At 32.8% G+C, this 14,439-nt stretch carries 14 protein-coding genes; 3 read left to right on the top strand and 11 right to left on the bottom strand.

Features of this window, described 5'->3' with window-relative positions; all coding sequences use genetic code 11:
- Positions 1–230 precede the first annotated feature (230 nt).
- Positions 231–1,178, top strand: a complete 948-nt coding sequence (gene trxB / locus ACODSB_RS20930; RefSeq protein WP_053472378.1) for a thioredoxin-disulfide reductase — start codon at positions 231–233, stop codon at positions 1,176–1,178.
- Positions 1,179–1,335: 157 nt separating this feature from the next.
- Here trxB and ACODSB_RS20925 read toward each other — a convergent pair whose 3' ends face one another.
- From ACODSB_RS20925 to ACODSB_RS20905, 5 genes are all read right to left on the bottom strand, one after another.
- Positions 1,336–2,169, bottom strand: a complete 834-nt coding sequence (locus ACODSB_RS20925; RefSeq protein ID WP_488938443.1) for a GIN domain-containing protein — start codon at positions 2,167–2,169, stop codon at positions 1,336–1,338.
- 85 nt (positions 2,170–2,254) lie between these two features.
- Positions 2,255–2,992, bottom strand: a complete 738-nt coding sequence (locus tag ACODSB_RS20920) for a head GIN domain-containing protein (protein ID WP_053472376.1) — start codon at positions 2,990–2,992, stop codon at positions 2,255–2,257.
- Positions 2,993–2,995: 3 nt separating this feature from the next.
- Positions 2,996–4,741: a PspC domain-containing protein gene (locus ACODSB_RS20915; RefSeq protein ID WP_180860060.1), complete on the bottom strand. Its 1,746-nt coding sequence runs from the start codon at positions 4,739–4,741 to the stop codon at positions 2,996–2,998.
- A 3-nt stretch (positions 4,742–4,744) separates the two neighbouring features.
- Positions 4,745–5,077 carry a PadR family transcriptional regulator gene (locus ACODSB_RS20910; RefSeq protein ID WP_017498072.1) on the bottom strand — a complete coding sequence of 111 codons (333 nt, stop codon included), beginning with the start codon at positions 5,075–5,077 and terminating at the stop codon, positions 4,745–4,747.
- Between the two features lie 125 nt (positions 5,078–5,202).
- A complete protein-coding gene (locus ACODSB_RS20905; RefSeq protein ID WP_488938442.1) occupies positions 5,203–5,661 on the bottom strand; it encodes a DUF4870 domain-containing protein in 459 nt (152 codons plus the stop codon).
- Between the two features lie 251 nt (positions 5,662–5,912).
- Between ACODSB_RS20905 and ACODSB_RS20900 the strand changes: the two genes are divergently transcribed.
- Both ACODSB_RS20900 and ACODSB_RS20895 read left to right on the top strand, forming a co-directional pair.
- On the top strand, positions 5,913–6,365 hold the full coding sequence (locus ACODSB_RS20900) for a DUF4442 domain-containing protein (protein WP_180860058.1): 453 nt from the start codon (positions 5,913–5,915) through the stop codon (positions 6,363–6,365).
- 426 nt (positions 6,366–6,791) lie between these two features.
- On the top strand, positions 6,792–10,187 hold the full coding sequence (locus tag ACODSB_RS20895) for a trifunctional glycoside hydrolase family 18/polysaccharide deacetylase/glycosyltransferase family 2 protein (protein WP_488938441.1): 3,396 nt from the start codon (positions 6,792–6,794) through the stop codon (positions 10,185–10,187).
- 238 nt (positions 10,188–10,425) lie between these two features.
- Here ACODSB_RS20895 and ACODSB_RS20890 read toward each other — a convergent pair whose 3' ends face one another.
- The 6 genes from ACODSB_RS20890 to ACODSB_RS20865 all read right to left on the bottom strand — a co-directional run bounded on the left by ACODSB_RS20890 (position 10,426) and on the right by ACODSB_RS20865 (position 14,395).
- Positions 10,426–10,581 (bottom strand): hypothetical protein, encoded by a 156-nt coding sequence (locus ACODSB_RS20890; protein ID WP_165590691.1) that lies wholly within the window; start codon positions 10,579–10,581, stop codon positions 10,426–10,428.
- A 120-nt stretch (positions 10,582–10,701) separates the two neighbouring features.
- Positions 10,702–11,415, bottom strand: coding sequence for a heavy-metal-associated domain-containing protein (locus tag ACODSB_RS20885; protein WP_488938440.1), 714 nt, complete (start codon positions 11,413–11,415; stop codon positions 10,702–10,704).
- A 438-nt stretch (positions 11,416–11,853) separates the two neighbouring features.
- Positions 11,854–12,414: a helix-turn-helix domain-containing protein gene (locus ACODSB_RS20880; RefSeq protein WP_488938439.1), complete on the bottom strand. Its 561-nt coding sequence runs from the start codon at positions 12,412–12,414 to the stop codon at positions 11,854–11,856.
- 2 nt (positions 12,415–12,416) lie between these two features.
- The gene (locus ACODSB_RS20875) at positions 12,417–12,947 is read right to left on the bottom strand and encodes a DUF3347 domain-containing protein (protein WP_488938438.1); all 531 of its coding nucleotides are present in this window, start codon (positions 12,945–12,947) and stop codon (positions 12,417–12,419) included.
- 160 nt (positions 12,948–13,107) lie between these two features.
- The gene (locus tag ACODSB_RS20870; protein ID WP_488938437.1) at positions 13,108–13,491 is read right to left on the bottom strand and encodes a hypothetical protein; all 384 of its coding nucleotides are present in this window, start codon (positions 13,489–13,491) and stop codon (positions 13,108–13,110) included.
- A 70-nt stretch (positions 13,492–13,561) separates the two neighbouring features.
- On the bottom strand, positions 13,562–14,395 hold the full coding sequence (locus ACODSB_RS20865) for an AraC family transcriptional regulator (protein ID WP_232682709.1): 834 nt from the start codon (positions 14,393–14,395) through the stop codon (positions 13,562–13,564).
- Positions 14,396–14,439 lie beyond the last annotated feature (44 nt).

The raw sequence follows: 14,439 nt of genomic DNA, 5'->3' as shown, positions 1-14,439 counted from the left end.
TGCGGCCTCCTGCTCCCAAAGCAGGCGCGATAACCGGGCTACGCTACACCCCGAAGATGTATTTATTGTAGTGCCCGAAAGCGGATGCAAAGATATAAATAAAATTTGTTTACAAAAGGAAAAAATGAAAATAAATAAAACTTATTTTAACATAGCTATTTCAGATTTATTTTCGGTGTTATTTTTTATAATAAAGTTTACATTTGCATCACAAAAAAACAATACACATTATGTCAGATACAATCGAAAAAATTAAATGCCTTATTATAGGTTCTGGCCCTGCAGGTTATACTGCAGCAATTTACGCAGCCAGAGCAAACATGAATCCGGTTTTATATCAAGGTATGCAGCCTGGAGGTCAATTGACAACGACTAATGAAGTAGAAAATTTCCCTGGTTATGTTGATGGTGTTACAGGACCAGAAATGATGGTTCAGTTACAAGAACAAGCAAAACGTTTCGGAGCTGATATCCGTGATGGCTGGGCTACAAAGGTTGATTTTTCTGGAGATATTCATAAAGTTTGGATTAACGATTCAATCGAATTGCACTGTGAAACTGTTATTATTTCTACAGGTGCTACAGCTAAATATTTAGGATTACCATCAGAACAGCACTATTTAAATATGGGTGGCGGCGTTTCTGCGTGCGCTGTCTGCGATGGATTTTTCTACCGTAACCAAGAAGTTGTGATTGTTGGAGCAGGAGATTCTGCTTGTGAAGAAGCACATTACTTATCTAAACTTTGTAAAAAAGTAACGATGTTAGTAAGAAGCGAGAAATTCAGAGCTTCAAAAATTATGGAAGAACGCGTTCGCAAAACAGAAAATATCGAGATTTTAATGAATCACGATACTGTTGAAGTTTTAGGAGATTCAAATGTAGTACATGCTATTAAAGCATTAAATAAAACTACTGGAGAAGTTATTGAAATTCCTGCAACTGGATTTTTCGTAGCAATTGGTCACAAACCAAACACAGATATTTTTAAAGATTACATCACTCTTGATGAAACTGGATATATCATAAATACACCGGGAACTTCTAATACAAATGTAGCAGGTGTTTTCGTTGCCGGAGATGCTGCAGATCACGTTTACCGTCAGGCAATTACTGCTGCAGGTACAGGTTGTATGGCTGCACTTGACGCAGAACGTTATTTAGCTTCTAAAGAGTAAATTTTGTTTCAGGTTTCAGGTTTTCTTTGTTTCAAGTTATTGGAACGTAAAACTTAAAATAAAAAATCCCAGTCTAGATTTTAGACTGGGATTTTCTTTTATAATAAATATTCCTAATTTCAACTTGAAACCTGAAACAAAGAAAACCTGAAACAAATTATTTAATCTTCTTAATCAGCTTAGCTTCTTCAGAGAAACGGGTTAATTCAATTTTTGGATTTCCGAATAAAGATAATTCTGCTTTATCTCCAACGGCAATTGAAACAGTTGTTTCGGCTAAAATGCTTCCAACAGAATTGTTTTCAGCTGTTACATTAGCCTCTTTCAAAGTAAATTTTGTTCCGGTGAAAACCGAATTATTATCTAAACGTATTGTTGCTTTTTCAGCAATTCCTTCAATAGCGGCATTTGCTTTTTGGTACAAATCACATTTAAATTTAATAGCAGAAACCAAAGTTTTAATAGAAGCACTTTTGCTTAATTGTAAACTACCATCATCAGCTTTTAAGTTTAACTCCGTTCTTGATTTGTCATCAGCAATTAAATTGAATTTTTTTGAATTGACATTCAGGTATAATCTGGAATAATCAAAACTGCTAAAAGTAATATCATCTAATTGAACTTCCTGAATAGCATAAATTTTAGCCTCATTTTTTGCAATTACTTTCGTTAGTGAACTCGTATAAGTAACCTTTACAGAAAGCTTTTTGAAAATTGTACTTTCTTTTGATGTATATAAACGAAGCGTTTTATCTCTTAAGTCCATTCCAATGATTTCATGAAGATTGTCATCGGCTTCAATTTTGATTTCGTTTTTCTCTCCTTTTTCAAGATAAACTTCAATATTATCATCGGCTTCAAGAGCATCAAAACTTCCTACGTCTTTAATAGAGGTAGTTACAATTTTAGATCCTTTTACTTTTTCTCTCTTTTGAGCAAAAGTTAACGTTGTAACCAAAAGCAGTAGGAACAGGGCTGTATTTTTTTTCATTTATTCTAGATTTGATTTTGGCAAATATAAAAAAATCATCCACTTTAGATGAATGATTTCTTTTATATTTAACAGTTTAAAAATGTTAGCTTTGACTAACGCTTCCTCCAGAACTTGCTGTTTTCTCGATAGTCTTAGGAACATTGTTATAGTTAATGTTTCCGCCGCTGCTCGCTTGTGCTTTTAATTTTAAAATAGGATGAACGTTTATTACTGCTCCGCTCGAAACATCGGCATCAACATCATTTGCTAATAATTTTCCCGCTTCGATTGAAGATCCGCTTGACGCTGAAGTCTGCACTTTTAATGCTTTTCCTTTAATGTCAATTGAGCTTCCGCTGCTTGAATTACAAGAAATATTATCAGACTCTACATCTACATGCATTGACGCTGCACTTGAAGTTTCTAACTCTATGTTTTCTCCCTGAAGTGTATTTTTACTTAACACACTCGCAGCGCTTGATGCTTCAACTCTGTTAACATGAGGCATTTTCACTGTTACTTTTTTCTGAGTTACATTACGGAAAGAAGAGAATTTACATTCAATGATCAAAGTTCCGTTTTCAACTTTTGTAATGATTTCTTTCTGTAAATTATCATCAGCTTCAACAGTAATGTCTACCGAATCAGATTGCTGAATAACTAAATCTATTGCATTGCTTACTTCGATGTTTTTAAAATCTCCCTGAACAATTCTTTTTTCAGTGGTTACATTCCCGCTGCCTTCAATTGTGTTCAGGTTTAAGTTATTGCATGAAGCAAATAATAAAGCGGTAATAGTGGCAATAACAAATTTCGTAATATGAATGATTATTTTTATCATGGCTTAGTTAATTTTAATTATAACTCCGTTTTTATCAGTGGTTAGCTTTCCGTTAGTTTTTTTACCGTTTAAAATTTCTTTACCATTTACTTTAATAGAAACTTCGTTTACAGTATCTTTTTCAATATGATTTTCTTCATTGTAATCTTCATTATAATCTCCGTCATGATCTTCATCGTCCATTTCATCTGCAGGGCAGTTCAAACATTTAATTTTTGAACCTTCTACTTTATAGTTGTAATTCCCGCTAAAGTGTAAGTTAAAGAAATTATCATCAGTATCATCATATTCCTGTATTGATGCATCTGGTTTAAATAATTGACCTTCTGGTAAATATAAGAACACGTCTACTTCCTGACCTCTGAATTTGTTTTTAACATCTGTCAGAAAATAATTATCCAAAATTAAACGATTTCCATTAACCTGGTATTTAAAATTGATTTTTTCTGCTCTTTTTTTAGCGTTAGTTAATGAATTTCCTCTGGCGCTTTTTTCTATCTGAATATAAGGAGAAGTTTCATCAGTACGTAAAACATGTAAACGTACATCTGTTGAATAAATCAAATCATTTCCAGCTGAATCCTGTACAAATTGAAAATCTCCGTGACGATATAAATCTTTAGCGTAATAGTCATTGTATCTGAATTTTACATACAAAGTGTCTTTTGGAGTAATGGCAATTATTTTCTTTTCTACCACTTTATTGTCACGAGAGATCTCTGTAGCCTGCTTAATTCCAAAACTAATTGCAATTGCAAGAGCGATAATCCATACAGCTAATAAAGTATATTTTGTAATGTTACCAATTGATTTTAAGTTTGGAGACAACAATTTAAATCCTAATAATGTTAAGAAGAAAAACGGAATCCCAAATACAAAAAGCATTAATAAACCAAAAGACCAAATAGGATATTCTGTAAAGTTTCCGGCTTCTATAAAGTTCTGCCATGGGAATTCAACAAAAGCATTCGTTCCTAAGGTAAAAACCCCAACCATTAACATGATTAAAACCGCAATACCAGACATAATTAAAACTACTCCTAAAAACTTAGCGAAGATTTTAAAAACCGTGATGATAAAGTCTCCAAATGAACTACTTATTCTCTCAGCTCCCGATTTTACCTGGTTTCCCATTTTGTCATAATCTGCATTTTTAAATTTATCAGATAATGAATCTATTTCTTCACGAACTTTTTTTTCAATGTTCGAAATCGTAACCGGTTCTCCTGTCATTTCTAGCTTTTCAGAAGTTGTAACAGCCTCAGGCGTTACAATCCAAAGAACGAAATAAGCTAAAATCCCAGTTCCAAAACCTGCAAAAACAAAGATTAAGAATACGATTTTGATCCAAACAGCATCAATTCCAAAGTAGTGAGCCAAACCAGTTGCAACACCGCCAATCATACCATTTTCTTTGTCACGGTATAATTTTTTGTGACTTCTTCCACTATAATTATTAAAAGACTGATTTGATTTTTCTTCCTCGTCAATGATATAGTCTTCTGGTTGTCCCATCACCGCAATCACTTCGTCAACGTCTTTCAGTCCAACAACATGTTTCTCGCTTTTTTGTTTTTCTGTTAATAATTCAGAAACACGCATTTCGATATCTTTAATAATTTCATCCTGTCCAGACGAGTTGTTAAGTGATCTTTTTATAGCGTCAAAATAGCGTGTCAATTTTAAATATGCATCTTCATCGATGTGAAAAAACATACCGCCTAAGTTAATATTTACTGTTTTGTTCATGACTTATTGATTTTGATTGGTGATTAGTTTTACGGCGTCAGACAATTCTGTCCAGGTACCGCTAAGTTCGTTTAAAAATGTTTGCCCTATTTCGGTTAATCCGTAATATTTTCTAGGTGGTCCAGATGTCGATTCTTCCCATCGATAATTTAGTAAACCGTCGTTTTTCAATCTAGTTAAAAGCGGATAAACTGTTCCCTCAACAACTAGTAATTTTGCGTTTTTTAAAGTGTCTAATATTTCAGATGTATATGCGTCTTTTTCTTTTAGAACAGATAAGATGCAAAACTCAAGAACACCTTTGCGCATCTGTGCTTTTGTGTTTTCAATGTTCATAATTTCATTTTGTTTTTTTTAGATTGAACAATTCGTTTTTTGATTGATGATAATTGATTGATGAATGATTGTTTTTTGTGCTATAACCTTTAACCTGTTTTGTCACACTGAGCGAAGTCGAAGTGTTACTTTATAAAAGAAATCGTTAACGGATATTTGTATAATTCTCCGTTTGAAGCTTTTATAGAAGCATAAATCACTAAAAAGAATTCAACAAATTTTAAAAGTCCAAAAAGTACTACTGCCGTAGCTCCAATACTTAAAAGGCCAATGTTTCCTTCAAAATTGAAATTTCTGATGTAGAAATCTTCATGGTCATTAAAAACAGCTTCGATTGGAAGGTTCTGTAAAAAAAACGTAACAAAAACCGGAATTGCGATTAAAGCTAAGATTAACGTGTAAAGCAATAAACTTAACTGAAAGTTCAAAGCTTGTTTTCCGTGATGATCTACAAACTCCGATTTGTCTTTATAACTTGACCAAATGATGATTGGAAAAATATAATTTCCAAACGGAATAATGTATTGACTTAATGTACTTAAATGTGCGAATGCCGAAATATTCTTTTCTGATGATTTTTCCATGATGAGTGGTTTTGATTGAATGATTAAAAGCATATAGTAATTTCTTATGCAAATATATATCTAAAAGACAGTATCTTGTTTTACATAGTACCAAATATTAACAAAATATTAACAAATACAAAATAAGTTTTTGAATCATAAATAATTGAAAATCATTGTTAAGTATTGATTTTACTGATGGTTTTAGAAAGTAATATCAATTTATTGTGCGTGCATAGTTTTTTTGTATTTTTACATAAAAAATATATCAAATGGCAATATCTGTATCTAAACTTAACAAATTTGTATTATTCAAATTACCGTCGGCATACTTTTGCGGCGTACGTGTAAAAGCAATCGATAAAGACAGATGTGTAGTAAGTGTAAAACACCGCTGGATAAATCAAAACCCTTTTAATTCGATGTATTTCGCAGTTCAGGCAATGGCTGCCGAGTTAACAACAGGCGCTTTGGTTATTTCACAAATTCAGCAAAGCGGTAAAAAAATCTCAATGCTTGTCGCTAACAATAAAGGGAACTTCACAAAAAAAGCAACCGGAAGAATAACTTTTGTATGCAACGACGGACATTTAATTGCCGAAGCCATTCAGCAGACAATCGCAACAGGCGAGGGACAAACCTTTTGGATGAAATCTATAGGAACAAATGAAGAAGGCGTTCAGGTTTCAGAAATGGATTTTGAATGGAGCGTTAGATTGAAATAATTTTTTTGCCACGAATTTCTCGAATTAGCACGAATTTTAAAGTTTTAAATCTATACAGCTTCAATGTAGATAAATAATTCGTGGAAATTCGAGAAATTCGTGGCGAAACAAACATAAAGAAAGACCTCAGGCAATTGAGGTCTTTTTTTGTATTTATTTGCTAATCAATAAGTTTTGTTGCGATGCTTTGTTTTTTTGAACTTTTTCTTTCGTAATTTTATTCTATAGTTTCTGTTCCGGAAATATTTAGTCTGCTAATTTTATCTTCATTTATCAACACTAGTTTTGTATCTAAATTAAATTACATTTGTAAGATAAATATTTCATAAAAGAAAAGCAGAATTTTCAAGTTGTCTAAATCTTCAGGATTTACAGATTATGTTTTGATTTATCTTTTAATAGCATTTATCTAAAAAAGTAAAGTATATGGATGATAAAAAACAAATATTTCAGACGGTTACCCAAAAACGCTGGAAAACATTTCAATGGTCAAGCAGACTTATTTTGTTTCTTCTTATTTTAATGGTTCCCATTTTCTTTATCACTTTAAAAAGAGGATTAAAACCACCATTGCCGCTTTTGGCCAACAACAGTCGAGCTGGACATAGTTTAGAAAATCCCATTACACCAAAAGACTTAAGCGATAAAGAACTCAAAAAGTTTAAAGGATTTGATTATTTCTTAAGAGAAAAAAAGAAAATAGAAAAATTACGAAAACAACCTGTTGTACCAAAAACAACTGAAGAAATTCGGTCAGCTTTTTATGTCGACTGGGATCCGCAGAGTTTATTTTCACTTCAAAAAAATATTGACAAACTCAATATGGTAGTTCCGGAATGGTTTTTTATTGACCCAAAAACCGATTTACTGCGAACAGAAATTGATACGGCAGCATTGAAAGTAATGAAAAAAGGGAAAGTAAAAATCCTTCCGTTAATCAATAATATCAACGAATCTTTAGGCGAAGGTGAATTCGACGGCGATCTTATTCATCGCATTCTTCATGACAAAAATAAAAGAGAAAGACTAATTAATGATATTGTAAAGGCATTAAAAAAATATGATTTACAAGGAATAAATATCGATTTTGAAGAGTTTAAAGAAAATAGCGATGAACCTATAATTGCTTTTCAAAAAGCTTTATATGAAAAACTCCATCCGCTTGGATATCTTGTTTCGCAGGATATTATGGCATCAGACGATGATTTTAACGTAAAAGCATTGGCAAAATACAATGATTATATGTTTTTGATGGCTTATGATGAACATTATGCCGGCAGTGTTCCGGGAGATGTAAGCAGTCAGAAATGGATAGAACGCATTGTAGACAAAACAGCGCAGGAAATTCCATCAGAGAAAATTATTCTTTGTTTTGCCGGTTATGGTTACGACTGGCAGGAAAAACAAGAAGGAGAAACAATAACATACGATCAGGCAATTGCCATTGCAAAGCAGCATAATGCCACGATAAAATTTGATAATAACAGCTATAGTAACTCTTTTAATTATACAGATAGTAATGGCAAAAAACACGTCGTTAATTTTGAAGATGCAGCAACTAATTTTAATACCATAAGGTTTAGTGACGAATATGGTTTGGGAGGAACAGCTTTGTGGCGCTTAGGAAGTGAAGATCAACGTTTGTGGAGTTTTTACCAGCGCAGCTTAACAGATGAAAGCATCAATAAAAAACCTTTCGATTTTAATATAATGAAACGTGTCGATACCCGAATCGAAAGTCCTGCTTATATTGGAGACGGCGAAATATTAAATGTGATTGCAGCTCCTGCAGCGGGAAAAATAGAATTAGAAATCAATAATGACGAAGACATTATTACTGAACAGAAATATGTAGAATTACCAACAAAATACGTCATCAGCAAATTTGGAAATGTAAACAAACAAGTTATTTTAACTTTTGATGACGGACCGGATCCGGCCTATACACCGCAGATTTTAGATATTTTAAAAAAAGAAAAAGTACCCGCAGTATTTTTTGTGATTGGTATTCAGGGAGAAAATAATATTCCGTTGCTGCAAAGAATTTATAAAGAAGGTCATGAAATAGGCAATCATACTTTTACGCATCCAAATATTGCTTTGGTAAGTCCGGAACGCGCGGCCAAAGAAATGGAAACGACCCGATTATTAATCGAAGCCGTTACCGGAAAAAGTACAGTTCTTTTTAGAGCGCCTTATAATGCAGATGCCGAGCCCACAACAGAAGCCGAACTGAAACCAATTGCGTTAAGCAAAGCACAAAATTACTATACAGTGGGAGAAAGTATCGACCCAAATGATTGGGAAAAAGGAGTAAGTGCCGATTCTGTTTACATTAGAACCATACAACAATATGAAGCAAATCCCGATAAAGGAATTATTTTGCTTCATGATGCCGGAGGGAACAGAGAAGCTACAGTTAAAGCTTTACCACGAATTATTAAATATTTTAAAGACAGACATATTCAGTTTACAACGGTTGCTCACTTGCTTGGTAAAACCAAAGATGAGATTATGCCAGAAGCAAAAGGGCCGTTTATTTCAGTCGATAATTTTATTTTCGATTTCGGATATTGGTTTGGACATTTTATTACGGCGACATTTTGGGTGGCTATTTTTCTGGGTTTTTTCCGAATTGCATTAATGGCTGTTATGGCTTTTATTAAAAAATGGAAAGATCACAAATACCCGCCGGTTTATAAACCTTTAAACAGAGTTGTCCCAAAAGTGAGTATTATTGTTCCGGCTTATAATGAAGAAATAAATGCAGTAAAAACTATCGAAAATTTATTAGGCCAGGATTATCCTGATTTTGATATCGTTTTTGTAGATGATGGATCGAAAGACAAAACTTTTGCCATGATCAATGAAGCTTTTGGCAATAATCCAAAAGTAAAAATCAATACCAAACCAAATGGAGGAAAAGCATCTGCCTTAAATTACGGAATTAGATTAACCCAAAATGAGTATGTGGTTTGCATCGATGCCGATACGCAATTAAAAACAGATGCCATTTCGCAATTAATGAAAGGCTTTAGGATTCAATTAAAAAACAATGAAGAAATTGGTGCGATTGCTGGAAATGTAAAAGTTGGTAACGAAAATACAATGCTTACCAAATGGCAGAGTATTGAATACACGACCGCACAAAATTTTGACCGCAGGGCTTTTGATTTAATAAACGGAATTACGGTTGTTCCAGGAGCAATTGGTGCCTTTAAGAAAGAAGCAATTGAAAAAGCAGGAGGATTTACAACCGATACACTTGCTGAAGATTGCGATTTGACGATTCGGATTTTAAGAAACAATTACCGTATTATAAATTGTATTGAAGCCGTTGCCATAACAGAAGCTCCGGAAAGTTTGAAAGAATTTATGAAACAACGTTTCCGATGGAGTTATGGGATTATGCAGGCATTTTTTAAAAACAGAGATGCATGTTTTAATCCAAGATATAAAGGATTAGGAATGGTTGCTCTGCCCAATATTCTTCTTTTCCAAATCGTTTTGCCAATCTTTGCGCCTTTAGCAGATTTAATTCTTATTTTAAGTTTAATTTGGAATTTCAATGATCCTGAGAGTCTTCATAAAATATTGGTTTATTATATCGCTTTTATGGTGGTAGATATGCTGGTTAGTGTTATTGCTTTTATTTTCGAAAAAGAAAAACTGACCAAATTAATATGGTTGATTCCGCAGCGATTTGTGTACCGACAATTGATGTATGTGATTTTATTTAGAGCATTAAGAAGAGCCATAAAAGGAGAAAGCCAAAGCTGGGGAGTTCTCACGCGAACAGGAAATGTTGCAACAGTGAAATAGTTTTGTTTTTTGCCACAGATTAAAAGGATTAAAAAGATTTCTTTGGGAAGAACTTTGACAAAGTTGGACGAGTTTTCGCCACGAATTACACGAATTTCCACAAATTTTTAAAGTTAAAATTAAAATGCTAAAGCATTTTATAAAAAAATAATTCGTGAAAATTCGTGTAATTCGTGGCAAAACAACATAAAAAAAGCCTCAAATATTTGAGGCCTTTTAAATTTAATGCATGTTGCGATTATTTCTTAGCGCAGCATTTTTTGTCTTTTTTTGCATCTGTTTTTTTGCAGCAAGATTCTTTTTTAGCTTTTTCTTTCTTAGCAGGCGTTGTATCCTGAGCTTGTAATCCAATTGTAAATAACGCGATGGTTAAAACGGTAAATAATTTTTGCATTTTTTGTAAAATTTAATTGTTAATAATTTTCGTTTTTTGATTGAAGATGATGGTTCAAATATAATACGATTTAGTTTTGGAATTTGTCAACGATAAGTTAATATGAAAAAATGATTTTAATTACAGCATGGTAATCAGCATAATTAAACTCATTAGGATCATCAAACCATCTTCTATAATCGTTACGGTACTCATTGGTAAATTGAAAACAGCACCTAAACAAGCACACTGAATTTTCTTTTTATTTAATACCGATTGCAAAACACCAACGATACTAATGGTCATGACGATAAAGGTAATGGCATTGGTTAATAAGGGATTGAAATTTAACAAATATGAAATTCCCAAACCAAGTTCAATAAAAGCATAGACATATCCCCAGGCAGGATTTTTTTTTGCCAGCACATCATACATCATATAACTTTCGGCAAAACCTTTTAGATTTAATAATTTAAAAAACGAAAAAACCAGAAAAAAACCTGCCATAAAGTGTGGCATTGCCTGCATATAATCAAAATGATGATTGGTATATTGTATTAATAAGGTAACTAAACTGATGTAGAAAAAAATTAGCAAAATAGGTTTGTAAGTAGCAAACCATGATTTTACTTCTTCAGTGTTTTCATTGTGATTGACAGCTTTGATCTCGTATTTACTTTCTAATGCGTTTTGCAATTCGGCCAGCGCAATGTGCTTGTTCATCGATATTGTTGCGGTATTATTATCTTTAGAAACGGTAACATCGTTCACGTTATCTACAAGCTCAAGCGCTTTTTTTACTTTGTCTTCGCAGCTTGTACAAGTCATTCCGTTAAGTTGATATGTATGGGTCATTGTTTTATTTATTATATATTACAATGCAAATTTCCGAAGTAAGATCTACAACGGTTTGTATAATTTTGAGAATGATTTGTAAGATTTACTAAAAGGTTTTTTTAACGCAAAGAGCGCTAAGGTTTTTTTGATATGCTGGGTTTTATAAAAAGTGCAAAGTTCGCAAAGCTTTTGCCTAAATAATAATCTCGCAAAGTCGCAAAAGCGCAAAGTTTTTTCTTTTGTCATCCTGAGCGAAGTCGAAGGAACGCAAAGGGAGTCGTCATTTTTGTCATTTCGAGGAACGAGAAATCGTACTAGAAATTCCATTCCTAAAAGCGTCAATCTTTGTCGATTTACGAGTGCGATTTCTCGTTCTTCGAAATGACAAACTAGATGCTTAATTGTTAACTTAAAAAAAACTTTCCGCTTTTGCGACTTTGCGAGAAATAGACTCTTTTACAAATTCTCGATCTGAATGCGTTTCTTATCTTTCAGCTGTTTGAAATAAGTAGGCGTGAAACCCGTGATTTTCTTAAACTGATTACTTAAATGCGCTACGTTACTGTAGTTTAAAAGATCAGCGATTTCACTTAAAGAAAGCTCATTGTAAATCAATAATTCTTTTACCTTTTCTATTTTCTGACTGATAAAATACTTTTCAATTGTAGTATTTTCAATTTCAGAGAAAAGATTACTTAGCGAATTATAATCATGATGAAGGTTTTCTACTAAATAATCAGATAAATTGATTTTGAGTTCGTTGTTTTTATGATGAACCAAATCGACAATAAGGTTTTTTATTTTCTCGATGGTTTTCGTTTTTTTATCATCCAATAAATCAAAACCTAAAGTCTGCAGGTTTTTAAGTAACAGTTGTTTTTGAGAATCGTTGAGATCATCTTGCAGTTCGACTTCGCCCAATTCGACAGAAATAGTCTGAAGTCCGAGTTTTTCAAACTCAGACTTCACAACCATTTTACAGCGGGCGCACACCATGTTTTTGATGTAGAGCGTCATATTTATTTGATGGTTTCTACCACGTTTCCGCAAGTTAACATCGAAGAACCATAATACGGATTCTTAACTGCTTTTTCTTTGCTTAACCAATCCGCATCAGCCATTGGGCAGTATTGTTTGTAAACAACATCAGTCGATTTTGAAACTTTAATTAAGGTATAAGTATTTTTTGAAAGTGATTTAAAAGTCTCGCGCTGCTTTTTTAAATCTGTTGTAGTCGAAATACTTTTGGCATCGGCAGTTAATTTTTTTACCACTTTCATCCAGGCTGTATGTTCGTCAGTTTTTAATTTTTCCATTTTTATGGCGGTAATCGCATTTAATAAATCTTTGGCTTTCGCCGAAGTTGCTTTTGCATCACTTTTAATCAGCGCATCTTTTACAGTAAAATAAGCATCATAAACAGATTGCAGCTGACTTGAATCAGTAATTTCAATTCCTGTTTCTGTTGTTTTTATTGTGTTTGCCTGAATCGTATTTGCAGTAAATAATAAGGTAATTATTGCTGCTATAGTTGATATTAAGTTTTTCATTGTGTGTAAATTTTGATAGAGAATGTAATTTTTCTCTAAGTTAAATAATTTAGGATGTTTTAATCTCGCAATTCCGATAGCTATCGGGAGCAAAGTTTTATATTTCTTCGAGCCTTTGTGCCTTAGCGGCAAAACACTATTATGGCTGTCAGAAATAGAATTACTTTATTTTAGGAATTAACCAAATAGAGGTGAAACCATCAGAAATACTGGCGGTTTTATAGTAAGAAATAGATTTCTCCGAAGAAAAATTAAAGAGATTATTTTCGAATTCAAATTCGTTTGTAGTAATTAAACTAAATTGTAAAGCAGTAGTTGTACAGCTCGAATGATCGCATTTTCCGCTGCAGCCGTGCTGATCTTTAGAATCATGACCTTTTTTGCAGCAATCTTCCTGACAAGAATGGGAATTCTCTTTTTTAGAAACAGCTTTCTTTTCGCATGAAGTTTTCTCAGCAGATTTTCCACACGCATAACCTGAATTGGACATCAAAAAGAAGCCAAGAGTTAAAAGGAAAAATAATATGTGAACTTTTTTCTTCAATGAAAATGCTTTGGAATTACAAATTTAGATAATTTTTTTAAGAGCCGTTACTTATTTAAGATTTCAAATTTTATGTTTTCTTAAAATCAGTCGGCTTCATGTTTTTCTTCTTTTTAAAATAATTCGAAAGATGGCTTTCATCAGTAAAACCAAATTCATAAGCAATTTGTTTTATAGAAAGTTTGTCGTTATGAATCCGTTTTTCAATTAAAGTCGTTCGCAGATTATTAATGTATTCGCGATAACTGATCGAAAAAGTCCTTTTAAAATAAGCACTAAAATAAGTTTCGGCAATATTAAAATGACTGGCGATGACTTTTATCTGAACCAATTTCGGGTTATAAATATTCTGATGAATATAAGTCGCAATTTGTTCGTTGTCGATATGCGTCGATTCCATTCGCAGATTCATACATTTTATAGTTTCTTTGATTACTCCAAAAATCGAAAGAATCTGATAAAAGATAATTGGTGAAGTCGAAACATCGGTTTTACAATTATAAGCCGTAATATTTTCGATTGTATTTTTAAGAATCGTTTTGCACGGATCGTCTAACTTTAAAACAGTTTCTTTTAATAATTTATCCCGCATAAAATTTTCAGGCGTGTGAATTAAGAATTCATCGCAGGTTAAATTTTGTTTGGAGTTAAAATAATTATCCGTGAATTTGATATAAACAAAGCGTGTTGATTTTTTAATATCAAAATAATGTTCGTCTTCTGGCGAAATCACAAATAAATCTCCGGATTTGTACGGAAGAAGATTATTGTTGAGGTGATGAACGCCGCTTCCTTTCTTTATATAGATGATTTCGTAATAGGTATGTGTATGCGGCGGAAGATGAAATTTTTCATCTTCAAACTCATGAATCACAAGAGTTTCAAACTGATTTAATTTCGGCATGTTTTATTATTACAAGTTTATGTTGTAAATGTACAACTTTTTTC

Source organism: Flavobacterium sp. FG68 (assembly GCF_057808895.1).
This window is presented reverse-complemented; position numbering and strand designations above follow the sequence as displayed.

Coding starts and splice junctions, on each gene's coding strand:
- trxB (WP_053472378.1), top strand. CDS start 231: ATGTCAGATACAATCGAAAAAATTAAATGCCTTATTATAGGTTCTGGC.
- ACODSB_RS20925 (WP_488938443.1), bottom strand. CDS start 2,169: ATGAAAAAAAATACAGCCCTGTTCCTACTGCTTTTGGTTACAACGTTA.
- ACODSB_RS20920 (WP_053472376.1), bottom strand. CDS start 2,992: ATGATAAAAATAATCATTCATATTACGAAATTTGTTATTGCCACTATT.
- ACODSB_RS20915 (WP_180860060.1), bottom strand. CDS start 4,741: ATGAACAAAACAGTAAATATTAACTTAGGCGGTATGTTTTTTCACATC.
- ACODSB_RS20910 (WP_017498072.1), bottom strand. CDS start 5,077: ATGAACATTGAAAACACAAAAGCACAGATGCGCAAAGGTGTTCTTGAG.
- ACODSB_RS20905 (WP_488938442.1), bottom strand. CDS start 5,661: ATGGAAAAATCATCAGAAAAGAATATTTCGGCATTCGCACATTTAAGT.
- ACODSB_RS20900 (WP_180860058.1), top strand. CDS start 5,913: ATGGCAATATCTGTATCTAAACTTAACAAATTTGTATTATTCAAATTA.
- ACODSB_RS20895 (WP_488938441.1), top strand. CDS start 6,792: ATGGATGATAAAAAACAAATATTTCAGACGGTTACCCAAAAACGCTGG.
- ACODSB_RS20890 (WP_165590691.1), bottom strand. CDS start 10,581: ATGCAAAAATTATTTACCGTTTTAACCATCGCGTTATTTACAATTGGA.
- ACODSB_RS20885 (WP_488938440.1), bottom strand. CDS start 11,415: ATGACCCATACATATCAACTTAACGGAATGACTTGTACAAGCTGCGAA.
- ACODSB_RS20880 (WP_488938439.1), bottom strand. CDS start 12,414: ATGACGCTCTACATCAAAAACATGGTGTGCGCCCGCTGTAAAATGGTT.
- ACODSB_RS20875 (WP_488938438.1), bottom strand. CDS start 12,947: ATGAAAAACTTAATATCAACTATAGCAGCAATAATTACCTTATTATTT.
- ACODSB_RS20865 (WP_232682709.1), bottom strand. CDS start 14,395: ATGCCGAAATTAAATCAGTTTGAAACTCTTGTGATTCATGAGTTTGAA.